At 27.0% G+C, this 16,690-nt stretch carries 16 protein-coding genes; 1 reads left to right on the top strand and 15 read right to left on the bottom strand.

Annotated elements, in window-relative coordinates:
* Positions 1-70 precede the first annotated feature (70 nt).
* From ACZ49Z_RS06860 to ACZ49Z_RS06790, 15 genes are all read right to left on the bottom strand, one after another.
* Positions 71-619, bottom strand: coding sequence for a hypothetical protein (locus ACZ49Z_RS06860; RefSeq protein WP_464307440.1), 549 nt, complete (start codon positions 617-619; stop codon positions 71-73).
* A 59-nt stretch (positions 620-678) separates the two neighbouring features.
* Positions 679-1,731 (bottom strand): acyltransferase family protein, encoded by a 1,053-nt coding sequence (locus ACZ49Z_RS06855; RefSeq protein ID WP_464307439.1) that lies wholly within the window; start codon positions 1,729-1,731, stop codon positions 679-681.
* Between the two features lie 4 nt (positions 1,732-1,735).
* A complete protein-coding gene (locus ACZ49Z_RS06850; protein WP_464307438.1) occupies positions 1,736-4,243 on the bottom strand; it encodes a DUF6311 domain-containing protein in 2,508 nt (835 codons plus the stop codon).
* Position 4,244: 1 nt separating this feature from the next.
* Complete coding sequence (locus tag ACZ49Z_RS06845) at positions 4,245-5,012, bottom strand: class I SAM-dependent methyltransferase (RefSeq protein ID WP_464307437.1); 768 nt, start codon at positions 5,010-5,012, stop codon at positions 4,245-4,247.
* Between the two features lie 2 nt (positions 5,013-5,014).
* Complete coding sequence (locus tag ACZ49Z_RS06840) at positions 5,015-5,974, bottom strand: glycosyltransferase family 2 protein (protein ID WP_464307436.1); 960 nt, start codon at positions 5,972-5,974, stop codon at positions 5,015-5,017.
* A gap of 28 nt (positions 5,975-6,002) precedes the next feature.
* Positions 6,003-6,770, bottom strand: a complete 768-nt coding sequence (locus ACZ49Z_RS06835) for a GIN domain-containing protein (protein ID WP_464307435.1) — start codon at positions 6,768-6,770, stop codon at positions 6,003-6,005.
* On the bottom strand, positions 6,770-7,876 hold the full coding sequence (locus tag ACZ49Z_RS06830) for an acyloxyacyl hydrolase (RefSeq protein ID WP_464307434.1): 1,107 nt from the start codon (positions 7,874-7,876) through the stop codon (positions 6,770-6,772). Before ACZ49Z_RS06830 ends, ACZ49Z_RS06835 begins: the two co-directional genes overlap by 1 nt.
* A 5-nt stretch (positions 7,877-7,881) precedes the next feature.
* A complete protein-coding gene (rfbD, locus tag ACZ49Z_RS06825; RefSeq protein WP_464307433.1) occupies positions 7,882-8,739 on the bottom strand; it encodes a dTDP-4-dehydrorhamnose reductase in 858 nt (285 codons plus the stop codon).
* Complete coding sequence (gene rfbC, locus ACZ49Z_RS06820; RefSeq protein ID WP_464307432.1) at positions 8,736-9,284, bottom strand: dTDP-4-dehydrorhamnose 3,5-epimerase; 549 nt, start codon at positions 9,282-9,284, stop codon at positions 8,736-8,738. Before rfbC ends, rfbD begins: the two co-directional genes overlap by 4 nt.
* A complete protein-coding gene (gene rfbA, locus ACZ49Z_RS06815) occupies positions 9,285-10,148 on the bottom strand; it encodes a glucose-1-phosphate thymidylyltransferase RfbA (protein WP_464307431.1) in 864 nt (287 codons plus the stop codon). It lies immediately after the preceding gene.
* 36 nt (positions 10,149-10,184) lie between these two features.
* Positions 10,185-11,195, bottom strand: coding sequence for a dTDP-glucose 4,6-dehydratase (gene rfbB / locus ACZ49Z_RS06810; RefSeq protein WP_464307430.1), 1,011 nt, complete (start codon positions 11,193-11,195; stop codon positions 10,185-10,187).
* A 3-nt stretch (positions 11,196-11,198) separates the two neighbouring features.
* Positions 11,199-12,170 (bottom strand): hypothetical protein, encoded by a 972-nt coding sequence (locus ACZ49Z_RS06805; RefSeq protein ID WP_464307429.1) that lies wholly within the window; start codon positions 12,168-12,170, stop codon positions 11,199-11,201.
* 7 nt (positions 12,171-12,177) lie between these two features.
* Positions 12,178-13,869 carry a DUF6909 family protein gene (locus tag ACZ49Z_RS06800; RefSeq protein WP_464307428.1) on the bottom strand — a complete coding sequence of 564 codons (1,692 nt, stop codon included), beginning with the start codon at positions 13,867-13,869 and terminating at the stop codon, positions 12,178-12,180.
* 87 nt (positions 13,870-13,956) lie between these two features.
* The gene (locus ACZ49Z_RS06795; protein WP_464307427.1) at positions 13,957-15,447 is read right to left on the bottom strand and encodes a GH3 auxin-responsive promoter family protein; all 1,491 of its coding nucleotides are present in this window, start codon (positions 15,445-15,447) and stop codon (positions 13,957-13,959) included.
* Between the two features lie 3 nt (positions 15,448-15,450).
* Complete coding sequence (locus tag ACZ49Z_RS06790) at positions 15,451-16,320, bottom strand: murein hydrolase activator EnvC family protein (RefSeq protein ID WP_464307426.1); 870 nt, start codon at positions 16,318-16,320, stop codon at positions 15,451-15,453.
* A 129-nt stretch (positions 16,321-16,449) separates the two neighbouring features.
* Here ACZ49Z_RS06790 and tatA point away from each other — a divergent pair, with 129 nt between their 5' ends.
* Positions 16,450-16,653, top strand: coding sequence for a twin-arginine translocase TatA/TatE family subunit (tatA, locus tag ACZ49Z_RS06785; protein ID WP_464307425.1), 204 nt, complete (start codon positions 16,450-16,452; stop codon positions 16,651-16,653).
* Positions 16,654-16,690: the final 37 nt, after the last annotated feature.

Raw genomic sequence — 16,690 nt, 5'->3', positions numbered from 1 at the left:
CATTACAAATATATATTTAAAAATAAAGACTGGTTTGAAAACCAGCCTTTATTTTTAAATCTTTTTTGAATTATTTAATGATTTTTTGAAGTTTATCATTTAAAAGTTTCTCTGAATAAGACATTGGATCATAACCACCTCCATCAAAAATTATTGGTTTAATTAAATTATTGATAGTGTCTTTAACTAAAGTAGTTTCATTAAAAATAAAATGATTAAAAAATTCATTTGGTGTTAATTCTAAAGTTTTGTCCAAATAATTTATTTTAAAAGAATTTATTTTTATCGCTGTTTGCTCTTTATTTATACCATAATCTAATCTAATTTGAGCAGGATAAGCATCTTCTGGTAAATTAAATACAATATCTTGCGCTGTTTCGCTACCTTTTACGTCTATGTAAACAGATTTTGATTCCTCAAAAGGAACTTGATCATTATCAACGTCTTTAAAATAAACCTGAAAACTGTCGTCTTTTTGAACAACAGCATTTAAAGTTATTGTAAATATATTCTTAGTTGGGTTTGAAGTTACATCTGTATTTTCTTTAGATTCTTCCTTTTTACAACTAACAAGTGCTGATAGCATCAATAATGCTAAAAATAATTTATTTGTTTTCATTTTTTATTTTTTTTGCAAATCTACACTATTTTTTAATTCAATTATAAATTGTGAAAAATTTATCTTCCTCCAGTTATAAAATTATAAACTACTGGTAATGTTCGTTTTAGTACATAAGCGAAAAATACGCTTGCTAAAATAGTGATTATAGGAGCGGAGAAGTAATTAACCAATATTATTAAATTGCTTTTACCCAATAAAAAGAAAGTTATTTTTTTTATAAAAGTTAAAAAAGGTTCATGAAATGCATAAATAAAAAAAGTTATCCATGTGAATTTACTGAGTTTTCTTTCAAAAACGATATTCTTATTAAGAAAATCATACAAAACCCAAAAAGAAGGAACACCAATTAAAATTGAAAATTTAGAAAATGTTGCAGCAAGAATTTTATAATCATAAAACAAAAAAACAAGCTGTAAAATCAAAACTAGTAGCCATATTAATGGCAATCCTTTTGCTATAATTATTTGTTCGATTAATTGCTTGTAATCTTTACTAATAAGTATACCTATAATAAAGAACAAAAGTGCTTCTGATGTTAGAAATACTGAATTATAATTCAAAAACCATAAAACTAATGTTATTCCTAAAAAAATTAGTTTTATTCTCTTTATAAGAAATAGAATAATAGGTGATAAAACCACTAAAATCATTAAATCTCTCATAAACCAAAGTTGATATGGAATTGGTTTATAAATTAACGTATTTATAAAATCTATAAATGTATAATTTATAATTAGCTTATTGGTAAAGAACAATTGCGCTTTAGGAATTAGTTGTAAAATAAAATAAAAAATAATAGCTAATAATGACCAAATTAAAAAAGGAACTAAAACTGTCTTTATTCTCTTTCTAACTTTAACCCATAATTCATTTAATGATATTTTACTATCATAAACAAATAGAAACCCTGAAATGATAAAAAACAAAGGAACTGCAATTCTGGTTATTCCATATGAAATAAAATGTTGAATTATCCAATTGTAATTTTTGTTTATTACTAAAGTTTGAAATAAACCTTTTGTGTCTAAATTGTAACTGTGCAAAAAAACTACCATTATCATCAACAATAAAGATATTTTTTTAATTTTATTACTTAAATAAAGGTTCATTTTATTAGTCTTTTTTATAAATTTTAATTGATGATATTATTGCATTTCTGTCTTTATTATCAACCGTAATATCATTATCAAAAGTAAACTCTAAGTTAAAAGTTTTTTTATTTTTTAAACTAAATGAAATATAATTTTCTTTTTTATTAAAATCATTTGATAAATAAATTTCGTTTAAGATATCTCCTATTTTTATTTTAAAATGTGCATTTTCTCCATTTATTGGTGTCTCTGGATAACTCAATCCATTAATTACAAGCATATAATCTCCCTTTTCTAAACTAATATTTGAGGAAATTACCGAACTGTTTTCATAAAACAAAATTCCTTCTTTGGATTTGTTTTTTGTATCAAAAATATTTAAATTTAAATCTAATTCTATTTTAGAATTTGCTAAAAATTCGTTTTTTTTAGGAATTACTATTTTCTCATTTGTAATTTTAAAATGTAATGATTCATCATTCTTTTTTATAAGAATTCCTAATGAATATTCACCACTTTGAATATTTTTATTAGATAAGGTAATTTTAAAACCTGAATTATTAAGGTTCTCTTTTTTATATACTTCTGTGATATCTGGTCTAGGATACATTTTAGTAGATATCAAATACTGTTTAAAGTCATTTTTTAATACTATAAAAATTGAATCTTTGGAATTATTCTTTGTTGATTCAACAAAACCCCATCCCTCAATAAAGTATTTTAAATTTTCCTTTTTTAGTTTGTCAATATAGAATTTAATATCATTTGTTTCTTTAAAAACTTTGTTAATTTCTTTTGTCTTATAAATTAATTTAAATTGGGCTTTTAGAGAGTCTATGTATTTACGATCATCTTCTTCGAATAGAACATCAATTTTCTTTCTTGAATCATACATAAAAAAATATTTATCTCTTTTCTTTAAGGTCACACGACTATCACTCAATAAACTTGAAAAATCCTGTAAGTATTCAGCTGTCGTTACATACAATCTACTATTTGAAACTTGACTAGAATTAATATCATTACTAACACTTTCTATAAATTTATTTTTATCAATGATATTAGATCTTGCTACATATCCATTTGAGATAGGCTTTTTAGTTTTTAGTGCTATTAAACATAAATCTTGATAATCCATATTGTAATTCAAAGATGTCTCAAAAGGTGGATAAGTAATAATTTCTTCAAAATTTTCAAATATAGATACCCATTTCTTTTGATTTATTGGAGGGTTATATTCAGCATTTTCTAAATCCCTAAAAGTTATTAAGTGTTGTATATCATAAATTTGTATTATTGTTATTATGCTTATAATAATTATTTTTAATGAAAATTTTAATTTTGATTTAAAAAAAATAAAAATTGAAAAAATAAAAATTAAATAATAAAGTGGCCAAACAAATCTACCACTTGCTCTAAAAATAAACCCTAATTTTTCAATTAAACTTGGTATAGGAAAATCTAATAAAATTTTTTCATTAAAAGTTATTTGATTTGTAATAGCAAATAAAAATTGTATCAAGCAAATCAATAGAATTGGTATAATTTTTTTTAAATTAATAAAAAAACCTTTTCTTTTGTTAAATACAATTATTATTGTTGATACTATGATTAATAGAATAATTCCTATACCAAGGTAAGCAAAACCTTCATATTGTTTATCATTAACAAATCCATAATTAGGTAAAAATTTCGAAAAATACCCATAAGAGTTGTAAAAGGAGTTTAAGTTAAAACTGTATAAGTTAAAGCTATCTACAGAAGCTAAATCAGTAGAAGTTTTAAATTGTATCATTCCAAAAATAATCCAAAAAGAAACTACTGAAAATATAGATATAATTGGGAAAAAAATTAATTGTTTTAGATTTATAGATTTCTCAATCAGATAATGTTTTATTGGTAAAGCAACATTAAAACCAAATATCATTAATGTTAAATATGGGTTTATTGTCGAAGCAATAAATATAATGACTATCTGATAAATATTAATTTTGCGTGAATTGTCATAATTAGTTTTAATTAAGTAATAATAAATTGAAGCTAAAATCAAAAAATGAGAACTTAGTGCTGGATGAATTCCTCTAAAAATAAACACTGGGTTCAAAACAACTAAGATCACAGTAAAAATCGATAAAAAAAAATTAGTCTTTAATAGAGTACATATTTTAAAAGTGTAATATGCTAAAAAAAATATACAAATAAAAAGCCAAATTCCAAGATATTGAAAATTCTCTGGTAAAATTGCTGAAAACAATTTTGTTAAAAAAGCTAGTAATGGAATAGAATCTGTGAAGCCAACATTTGTACCTACTGGATAATATAAACTATTCATTTCACCTAGAGGGAATCCCCAAGGTTCATTTCTATAGAAAGCAGCTCCTAAATAATGAGTTCCCCAATCGTGATATGCAGACATTAACCAATTTATATTAGTTGGGTTTAATGCAACAAAACCATAAGTAATTTGAAAAACTATAATTGCAACAATAAATGAAATGAAATATTTATTATTTATTAAATTATTAATCATATTAACTATTTTTTTTCCAATTATATATTATTGAAACTCCAAAAGGCAGACTTATTTTTAAATTTATAAATTTACTTTCAAAATACATTATATTTAAAAGTACAGTATTTAAAAAACCTGGTTTAAATGCTTCAAAATCACTTCCTGATCCAATTCTTTTTTCTCCTAATTTAAGCATATTACTCACTTTTCTAAAGAAATAAATCGGAACAAATAAGAAAAAATTAAAATAAGAAGAAAATACTTCTTCACCGTTATTTATTTTTTTAAATAATGTTTTTATTTCATCTTTTTTATATCTTTTAAAATGATGATTAATTACATCATGATGACTCCATAAACTCATAAAAGCAGGAACGGTAATTAATACTAACCCTTCTTTTTTTATAACTCTTTTTAGTTCATTAACGGCTAATTGATCGTCTTCAACATGTTCTATAACATCAAAAGCACATACCAAATCAAAAGTCTCGCTTTCAAATGGTAATTCTGTAATTGACCCGTTTATAATTTCAAGATTTGTATGTTCTTTTACAAATCTACAGCAAAATTCATCATATTCAATAGATGTCACTTTTCCAAAATCAGATAAAAACTCAGATGTTCTTCCTGGTCCACATCCAACATTTAATATGTTTAACTCTTTTGAATTTAAATATCCTTTTTTAACTATTTTTTTTATATAATTAACTAATATCCTCTCTCTTGCTTTAAACCACCAGTGATTTCTCTCAAGTTCATAGTATTCTTTATAATATTCGTGTTTCATTACTATTTGCTTATTTCATTTCCTTCTTGAATTACAGTATCAACTATAAAAAGAGGCCTATTTCTAACTTGATTATAAATTCTTAAAACATACTCTCCTATTAACCCTAATGAAATTAATTGTACACCACTAAACAAAATAATAGCTAAAATAGTAGCACTAAACCCTTGTGGTACATCATTATAATATATTTTTCTATAGATATTATATCCAAAATAAATTAAAGAGAAAAGCACAGTCAAAAAACCCAATCTGGTTATTATTTTAACGGGAAAATCGCTGAAATTAAATATCCCATTGAAAGCTAATTCAAACAACTTAGACCAACTGTATTTAGTTTCTCCTGCTTGTCTTTCATCTCTGTCATATTCATAAGCAATTTGTTTAAAACCTACCCAAGCTCTCATTCCTCTCAAATAACGACTTTGCTCAGGCATATTGTTAATTGTATCAACAACTCTTCTGCTTAACATAGAAAAATCCCCACTATCAATAGGTATATTGAAACTAGATACTTTTTTTTGCAACCTATAGTAACTTAAATACGCTATTTTTTTTATAAAACTTTCTTTTCTGTTTTTACGAACTGCATAAATAACATCATATCCATTTTGCAACAATTCATAAAAGTCACTTATAAGTTCGGGGGGATCTTGTAAATCTCCATCAATAATCATTGTTCCTTTTTTTCCCCTTACATACTTTAAACCAGCAGAAACAGCTAATTGATGCCCGTGATTTCTAGAAAGTAAAACACCTGTAAATCTAATGTCATTAGTGCAAATTTCTTGTATTAGCTTATCGGTATTATCACTACTTCCATCATTAACTAAAATTACTTCACAAGAAAAATGTGTTGTATTAATTACAGAAACTAAGCGCTTAATTAATTTATTAAAAACTTCCTCTTCATTATATAAAGGAACTACTATTGAAATATCTATATTTTTACTATTAGTCATTTTAAATCTTAATAAAATTTCATACTAATTAATATATTAATCTACCTGTAAACAATTCTTCCACATTAACAACTGGTGGCACATTTTCTAAAACCACATTACCCGTAGCATGAATGGATCCATTTATGCTTTGAATTGGTTTTACAATCATGTCATTAGTTCCTCTGTGAAAAATGTTAATTTTTTCAACTATAAGATTTTCTCCATTGAAACGGCCATTACCAAAATAAAAATTTAATAACATCTCATCACAATTTCCATTTATATAAAAATTAGATATATTATTGCTTTCTATTACTAATTGCCCATTATTAACTAAAACGTAAAAATCTCCTGTTCCTGCTTCGTCTCCATCATCTCCTAAAGAAAATAAACGAATAATAGGTGAACGTAAACTTCCTTCTGATTGTATCTTCTGTTCTGTCTTAGAATGCAGTTCTAATTCTGTAATTAATGGTTTAATAGATCCATCTGGTATAGTTAAATATAACGTTGTTTGTCCATAATCTCTAGCAATATTGCAAGTAGATTTATCCTTAACAATCAACATATCATCAACTACCTTAGCATCTATATCATCAATTATGTTATCACTTGTTTCAATCCTTACGTCATAATTTGGTCCTTCTTTTATTACTAGACCAACCCCGCTATATACTTTAACTTTGGTAAAACCTTCTAATGGAAAATTTTGTGAAACTCTATTTCCATTTCCTTTAAAGCAATCTTCAGAAATACCACAGCTTGTGACTACAAACAGTAACAAAACACTAACTATTTTTATATAATTTTTCATTATAAACGTATTCCTAATGTTGCTTCAATTGCTTCTGCTCTTCCTCCATGTGTTTTTAATCCAACACCAGAAAATAATTCTTTAGTAATATAATACTTTACTCCTACACGTTGATAAATGTCCGTTTCATAATCGAAAGGTTTGTAAATATAATACCCTAATTGTGTTTCTATAGAGAGTTTATTAATGAATAATTCATGACCAATAAATAAACCTACTCTTTTATAATCTGTATTTGAATCTGTATAGCTCTTATGTTCCTTTGGAAAAGCAACAGAAACAAACTTAATATAATCTCGCAAATATCGTGAAAAGAAAACATCTGTTCCTAATTGCAAAGCACTTTTTCTGCCGATTCTTTTGTCTGCATATAATCCGATATGATAAAATTGTCGTTGTCCAAGATGTGGAACTGGTCCTTCAGAAACTCCTGTTCTGAAAGCTAAATTATACTTTATTTTTTCTATGTAGGTTTCCTTACTAGGTAATGTATCTCTAATAAATTCTTGAGGTTCATTAAAATTGTAATTTAAACCAAGATTCAATGCAATCGTATTAATTCCGCTATTAGGTGCCTTAAACCTTCCATTTGAAAAATGAGTTAACATAAAACCTGCTTGAAAACCTATTCTATCTATAATATTTTCTTTTTTGTATTGTAACATTAAGTAAGTATTATCCATTACTCTTGTTCCAAATGCGTTGTTTTTATTGTTTGTTTCTTTATTATATGGATTGGAAGTGACACCAATGCCTTGTGAGATACGTAATAATAAATTTCTATTTAAAAAATAAAAATTATAATGAAATCCCACTGCAAAATTATATCCTAAATATTTGTTTTTAAAATCTAAATAATGAAATGAAACCCCATAATCTGGATAATTATACACTTGTTCCCATTCCTTTTTACCAAACGTTTTCCAATTATAACTTAACATAAAACCATCTGGGTGACCTGTAATTAAATGTCCAATATCATCAGTATGTTTGTATATATTTCCTCTAAAAAGTTGAGCATCAAAATATGTTGTATTCTTCTTTGCTTGAGAACTAGCTAAGAATGAATATATGAAAAATAGAAACAAGCTTATTTTCTTAATCATATTTTTTATATTAAAGTATGTTTGAATAAACTTTCTTTCCAATCATTAATTTGAATACCAAATGTTGATTTTATTTTTGTTTTATCTAAAACACTATATTTTGGTCTTTCTGCAGGTGTTGGATATAATGATGTTGGTATGGGTTTTAAATCAATTCTAATATTATTTATCCTAAAAATTTCTTTAGCAAAATCAAACCATGAACAATGTCCTTCATTACTGAAATTATAAATTCCATATACATCATGTGTTGTATCCTTTGAGAAAAGAATAATTTTTATTAATGACGCACTTAAATCAATTGCATTTGTAGGCGTGCCAATTTGATCATTTACAACTGATAAAGTTTCTCGTTCGTTTCCTAAACGAATCATTGTTTTCATAAAATTATTTCCAAATTGAGAATATACCCATGACGTTCTTATAATAAAATATTTATCCCAAATCTTCTTAATTCTTAGCTCTCCATCTAATTTGGTACGCCCATAAACACTTTTTGGATTAGGAATGTCTTTTTCTGAATATGGTTTATTTGATTCACCGTCAAAAACAAAATCAGTAGAAATATGGATTAAAATAGTATTATATTCTTTACAAGCATTAGCAATATTTTCTGCTCCTTTAACATTAATTTCATAAGCCTCATCTGATGCTGTCTCTGCTTTATCAACCGCAGTGTATGCAGCAGCATTTATACAGTAATTTGGTTTTACTTCTTTGAATACAGAAAAACATTTTTCTGCATTTGTAATGTCTAATTCAGAAGAATTACAAAAGACAAATTGAATTTCGGGGAAATCTTTACTACGAGATTGTAATGCCTGCCCTAATTGTCCATTAGAACCTGTAACCAAGACTATCATATTTTCTTAGCTTTTTCTAGTCTTGGTAATAGACTATCTTTTTCAGAAATAATTAATTCTTCTTTGGAAAAATTCCAATCTATATTTATTGTAGGGTCATTAAAAATAATTCCTCCTTCACTCTCTTTATTATAATAATTATCACATTTATAAAAGAATAACGCCGATTCGCTTAGTACTAAAAAACCATGAGCAAATCCTCTAGGGATAAACAATTGTTTTTGATTCTCTGCCGTTAACTCTACTGCAATATATTGACCATATGTTTTTGAATTAGGACGAATATCTACTGCTACGTCTAATACTTCACCTTTTATTACTCTTACTAACTTAGCTTGTGCGTTTTCACCACATTGATAATGTAATCCTCGAAGCACGCCTCTTGAAGAATAGGATTGATTATCTTGAACAAAATTAACTTTTTGTCCTACACCTTCTTGAAAAACCAAATCATTAAAACTTTCCATGAAATATCCTCTTTCATCTTTAAAAACTTTTGGTTCAAGGATAAAACATCCTTTTAAATGTGTTTCTGTAAACTTCATCTACTCTTCTAATAAACTCATTAAGTGTGTTCCATAACCACTTTTAAGTAATGGTTCTGCTAATTTTTTTAATTGGATTTCATCAATAAAACCCATTCTATAAGCTGCTTCTTCTATTGCTCCAATCTTTAAACCTTGTCTTTCCTCAATAACTTGAACAAACTGACTTGCTTGCATTAATGAATTAAATGTTCCCGTGTCTAACCAAGCTGTTCCTCTATCTAAAATACTTACTTTAAGTTTGCCTTGTTTTAAATATTCTTTATTAACATCGGTTATTTCTAACTCTCCTCTAGGACTTGGTTTAATATTTTCAGCAATACTAACAACTGAATTGTCATAAAAATAAATTCCAGGAACTGCATAATGAGATTTTGGGTTTAAAGGTTTCTCTTCTATAGATAATACATTACCCTCTTTATCAAAATCAACTACACCATATCTTTCTGGGTCGTGAACATGATAAGCATAAACTATTCCTCCATTTGGGTTATTGTTTTCTTGTAACAGTTCTGCTAATCCTGTACCATAAAAAATATTATCTCCTAATATTAATGCAACTTTATCTTTTCCTATAAAATCTTTTCCTATAATAAAAGCTTCTGCTAATCCGTTTGGATTTTCTTGAACAGCATATTCAAATCGACAGCCTAAATTTTTTCCATCTCCTAATAATTTCTGAAATAAAGGCAAATCGTGTGGGGTTGAAATAATCAAAATTTCATTAATTCCTGCCCAAATTAAAGTTGAAAGCGGATAATATATCATCGGTTTATCATAAATAGGCATTAATTGCTTACTTACTGCTAAAGTTAATGGATGGAGTCTGGTTCCTGATCCTCCTGCTAATATTATTCCTTTCATATTTTAATGTTTTAAGCCGAAAGTTATTAAAAATTATTATTGGAACTTATTTAAATACCATTCCACTGTTTTTAAGATTCCTGTTTCAAAATTTTCATCTGCTTTCCAACCTAAATCATTTTCAATTTTAGAAGCATCAATTGCATATCTTTTATCATGACCCGGTCTGTCTTTTACAAAGGAAATTAAATCTTTATAATTGCCTTCTTTTCTAGGTATTTTAGTATTTAATATTTCACAAATTTTATCTACTATATATAGATTATTGCGTTCGTTTTTTCCTCCAATATTATAGGTTTCTCCAGATTTACCATTCTTAAACACTAGTTCTATTCCTTTACAATGATCAATCACATATAACCAATCCCGAATGTTTTTTCCGTCTCCATAAATAGGAATCTGTTGCCCTGCTAATGCTTTTCTTATAATTGTTGGAATCAGTTTTTCATTATGTTGCTTTGGCCCATAATTATTAGAACAATTTGTAGTTACTACATTCATTCCATAGGTATGGAAATAACTTCTAACAATCATATCTGATCCTGCTTTCGATGCAGAATAAGGACTATTTGGTGCATATGGTGTTGACTCTTCAAACAAACCTGTTTCTCCTAGTGTACCATATACTTCGTCTGTAGAAACATGATGAAAACGAGAATTTTTAAACTTTTCATTAAATACATTTGGACCAAGCATCCATAGATTTCTAGCTGTATCTAAAAGATTGAATGTGCCTAAAACATTTGTTTTAATAAATGCTTCAGGACCAGAAATAGAATTGTCAACATGACTTTCTGCTGCAAAATGTATCACATCATGAAATTGATATTTAACAAACAAATCTTCAATAAATTTTCGATCACAAATATCCCCTTTAATAAAAGTATATCTTAGATGATTCTGCACTTCTTTAAGATTCTCTAAATCTCCTGCATAAGTGAGTAAATCTAAATTAACTAAATGGTATTCTGTGTTATTTTCTAAAAAATAAGGAATAAAATTTGCACCAATAAAACCTGCTCCACCTGTTATTAAAATAGTCTTCATAAATTAAGTGGTCTGTCTTTTTTTTATCTGTTTTTTATAAAAACCAATGAATCTGTTTATAAAAAAGAATATCAAGATAAAGAAAAAAGGTAATATAAATTTAATTTTACCATGTAAACCTTCAATGTTTCTACTATTTATTGATATGTTAATATCCTTAATGATTTTGTCGCTATTAACTAAACTTATCTTATTATTCCCTTGTTCTCTAATTAAATTTTCTTTTGTTAAAATAACATCATTTAGTTGACTGTTTTCATTATAATAAACAAGCTTATCACTTTTTTGATTGCTTGAAGAAGTTTTTGCAAAATCATTAAGTAAATTATCAATTTGATTTACTGTAGTATCATTAGCTGCAATTTTAACTTTTAAATTTTCAATAATTTGTTTTTGAATAACTTTAAAATAATCTGAATCATTTAAATAACTTAGTATTGAAGCTTGTAACTTATCGTATGTTATTTTTTTTGTTGTCTTTATTTTAATAACATGATATGAATAATTTTTACTTGTAACATCGTCTTTTATAATTTCTTTCAAATCACCATCTTCTGCCATTAACTTGATTAAATCAAAATTAGTTTCTTTAGAATTAATGAATTGATAAATATCTATTATAGGCTCTATTTCAATTTTTTTAAAATCACTCTTATTTACAAAGCCTAACTTATTTAAAAAAGTAGTATCACTTTCTTTTCTTTTAGATTCAAGTAAATTTATTTTAGAATAAAGATAATCAGTACTTCCAAAATTAGGCAACACTATAATTTCATGATCATATACTTTAGATTCTTTATCAAGATAAAAACCCAGTCCAGCTCCTAAAAGAAATAATACTATAATTATGATGATATTCCTTTTTAAAAAAAGAATAAAATCAAAAAATTTATCAATTAAAGATTGATATAGCCCACCTATTTTTTTAAAAACCTGACCTAAATCAATTTCTTGATCTTGTGAATTTGTACTCATTTAAAAGTTATTTTACGTTAAAAATTTGTTCTAGAATCTTGATTGTTATTAAATAAGTCGGTTTAACTCCTGTTGTACCTAATCCTCCAGAAGCTAATGTACTTCCTGTTTCTAGTGGATTATCCGAAGCGTAATAAGCATATCGTACTTTTACGTTTGGATTGATACTTTTTCTTATTCTTGAAGCCGATTGAATAGCTTTTTGATAATACGCTCCCTCCATTTCTAATCCAATTGCTTTCCATGTAGATTCGTGAAAGAATTTTAATAAATCTCTATTTTGAAGAGAAGTTCCTAAAACAGAAATCATTGGTCCTTGAAAAACAGGGATGCCATTTCCTTCAAACATTTCTAAAGAAAGCATGTTATCAAATGGATAATTATCTGCAGTTCCTTCGTTAATATGTGCGGTTGGAATCATTATATCTCCTTTTCCTCCTTGAAGAATTCCTGCTTTCCCCATTATTGAAACCGATTCTACATTTAACAATAATGTTTCTCCTTCTTCTGTTTTGTAAGGTTTCAATAATTCATCAATCGTTTCATAGGCTTGTTCTCCAAAAGCATAATCCATTACAATTAAAACAGGAGTGTCTTTTTCAAGTTTTGAATTAGAAAAAATAGTCTTTTTAAAATCAATTTTTGATGTGTCAAATATTTGTACGTCTATATTGGTTCCTGATGTATCAGGCAAAGAAATCATACCATTTTGTAACGCATACTCTTCCACTTTTTTTCTGAGTACATCACTTCCTGACTTACTTAAATCTTCAAAAACTTGATATTCTGCTAAATCTTTATATTTTTTTCCTAAAACTGGCTCTGCAAAGATAGAATTCATGACACTGTGCATATTTGCACTTATTATGTGTATTGGTCTTGCAATTAAATTCTTTTTAAATAAAACATGCTTAATGTTGGTTGCCCAAATATCTCCATATATGTGATGTCCTAATCTTTCTCTCAAAATGGGGCTAAAAGTAATTGTTCTCTTGTTATTATCTACAATTTCTTCAATAGCTAACTTTCCTAGCCAATAAATTACATGTAAAAAACGATCTGGTGCATCAATTGTTGCAAAATCATCATAAATATCTTGAACTTCAGCAAACGTTCTTCCTAATACATTAGATGCATGAGATAATGCTTTTTCTCTTTCTATTAAAGTTAATTTTTTGGTTTGCTTTACTACTTGTTCTAATTTTTGCCAATCTCTAGAAACAGTTCCTTCATCATCTATTAAAACTCTATCTTTAATTTTATGAGATTCTATAAAAATGAATGTTAAATGGGTTAAAATATCATAGATGTCCGATCGACCTCTTGTAATTTCTACATTCATTTGTTCATCATCAATCCTATAACAATTTCTTCTTCGCTTTGGTGGAACAATTGCTCTAAAATGTGATTTTGAATATCCTTCATCTGATGTAAGATTTATATATCTACATTCTTCTATTCCTATTGGAAGTCGCTCTATTACATAAAGTAATCCGTTTAATTCTACTTTCTCTTCCGCAATACTACCATAAATTTCTGGTCTAAGTTGTAATAATGCTTCTCTTAAAGTATCTCCTGAAACACCCATTGGCTTATAAAAACCTCTATTAAATAAGTGTCTCATGGTAATGTACAGTCGTTCAATAGCTGCCGACGACTCTTGCGCTCTAGAACGCGAAATGTTTTTAATGTCTTTCATTAATATTATATTTATCTAACCAACAAAGGTAAGATTTTTATTCATTACTTAGTTAAATTAAGATTAATTGCCAATTAGAAACACTAATTATATCTTTTTTACTAATAAATCAGCTATATTTCGATTATCACTTAATCTAGGTAATTTATTTTGTCCTCCTAATTTTCCAATTGCTTTCATATATTCTTGAAAACCATTTTTTTGCACTTTAGTTATTACTAATGTGCGTAACACCTTTCCTACTATTAAATCATCGTAATATACATTTTGCTTTCGCAATGCATTATCAATTTTTATAGCAAAATCCTCTAGATTTTCTGGCTCATTATCAAATTCTATAAACCACTCATGATAAGGTAGTCCGTTAGTTGGGTTAATTTGTGGAGCTACTGTAAATTCATTTACACTAACATTAGTATTTTCCATGGCTTCCTGCAAAGCACTTTCTACTTCTTTGCCTATTACATGCTCACCAAAGGCAGAAATATAGTGCTTAATTCTTCCTGATACTATCACTCTGTAAGGTTTTAAACTAGTAAATTGAATTGTGTCTCCTATATTATAACCCCAAAGACCTGCATTAGTTGAAATTATTAATACATAATTAATACCTAGTTCAACCTCTCCAATTGTGTGTCTTTTTGGATTTTCAGAATGAAATTCTTCAACTTTAATAAATTCATAAAAGATTCCTGAATTTAATAGTAGAAGCATTCCTTTATTATTTTGAGTATCTTGATAAGCAAAAAAGCCTTCTGATGCTGGAAATAATTCTATTGCATCTACTTTTCTACCAATTAAACTTTCAAATTTTGCTCGATAAGGCTCATAATTTACACCTCCGTAAATGAATAAATTAAATTTCTTAAAAATTTCTCCAATTGGTTTGTTTGCTTTTTCTTTTAACTTTTCAAAATACATTTGTACCCAAGAAGGTATTCCAGAAATAACAGCCATATCCTCGTTAATAGTTTCTTTAACTATTGCATCTACTTTGGTCTCCCAATCTTCTATACAATTAGTTTTCCAAGTAGGCATTCTGTTTTTTTGCAAATATTTAGGAACATAATGTGCTACAATTCCTGAAAGTCTCCCTAATTTAATTCCATTTTTCTCTTCCATTATTGGGCTACCTTGAAGAAATATCATCTTTCCAGAAACAAATTCTGCATTTCCTGTTTCATGAATATATGATAATATAGCATTTCTTGCTGCCTGAATATGATAAGGCATTGACTCTTTTGTTAGAGGTATATATTTTGCACCAGAAGTAGTTCCAGAAGTTTTTGCAAAATAAATCGGTTTTCCTTTCCATAGAACATTTTCTTCACCTTGAACAACCCTATCTATATAGGGTTTCAATTGCTCATAATCTCTTACAGGTACATTTTTTATAAAATCTTCAACGTTTTTAATTGAAGAAAAATGATGATCCTTCCCAAATTGGGTTTCCTTCGCAGATTCAATTAATTGTTGAAATACCTTTTTTTGAGTTTCAATTGGATTATTGACCCATTTTTGAGTTTTTTTATATACTTGTTTTGCGAAAATTTTAGCTGCAAAAACTTTTATTGACATAGATTATTTAAAATTAATAAACTGAGTTGGATCTATTGGGGAACCGTCTTTCCACAATTCAAAATGTAAAAATATACTTGCTTCTTGATTTGAAGTATTTCCTGTTAATGCAATTACTTCACCTGATTTAACAGTATCTCCTTGCTTCTTTGTAACAGAACCTGCATTTTTATAAACAGATAAAAGCCCTTCTTGATGTCTTGCAATCACTACATAACCGTTAGAAGGTGTCCAATCTGCGAATATAATTGTTCCTGCTGCAACAGCTTTAATAGGAGTGTCTTTTGCTAATGCTATTTTTACTGCTAAATGATTGTTTTTTGCATTATATTTTTCAATTATAGCCCCTTGTGCTGGTGGAAATAATACAAAATTTACTTTAGGTTTTGCGGTTTCAAAAACATTAAACTTATCTTCTGCAATTACTTTTTCTCTCAATTCTTTTTCTGAACTTGAGGCTAAAAGTGTACTCTCATCGATAATTTGCTTTTCTATAGGTTTTAATGAATCTTTATTCAATTTAGCATATTCTAAATCTCCAGTTAACACTTTTTTTATTGAAGCAATATAAAAATTATTAACATCGACCTTTTTTTGAAGAGAATCAGACTGAATGGCTAAATTTAAAGCATCTTTTTTAAGCTGTGTAGATGCATATCCTGGAATATATTCTCGTAAAGGCGTAAAAGCAATAATATAGGTCGTTATACCTATTAGAAAAATTGCAGATAAAGTGACAACAACAAAGACATTCATTAAATTTAACTTTAATGAGAAAGTTTCTTCAAAAGTATCTTCATTAAGAATTACTAACCTTCTTTTGTTTAATAATTTTTTTAAAAGTATTTTTCTCTTTATACTTCTTTTTGCCATCTTATCTTTTAATTATTCTCACAAATATAGTAATTACAACGGTTTTTTAAGTTATTGAGTATAATTATTAGTTAAAAAATATAGGTTTGTATTTTTCTTATTATCTTTGTATCATTAATTACTGAAATCATGAATGCATTAACAATATTTTTAGGCGTTGTAGGAGCTCCACAAGTAATATTAATTGTGGTTATAATTTTATTACTTTTTGGTGGTAAAAAAATTCCTGAATTAATGAAAGGTCTTGGTGGTGGAGTTAAGGAATTTAAAAACGCAATGAAAGAAGAAGACCAAAAATTAACTTCAAAAAAAGAAGACGAAACTAAAGAATAGTTCTCGATATTTTATTTATAAACTATAAAACACTTTA

It is taken from the genome of Flavobacterium sp. KY-23415 (assembly GCF_055384985.1).
Note: the sequence above shows the minus strand (reverse complement) of the source record. Positions and strands in the feature narration are given on the sequence as shown.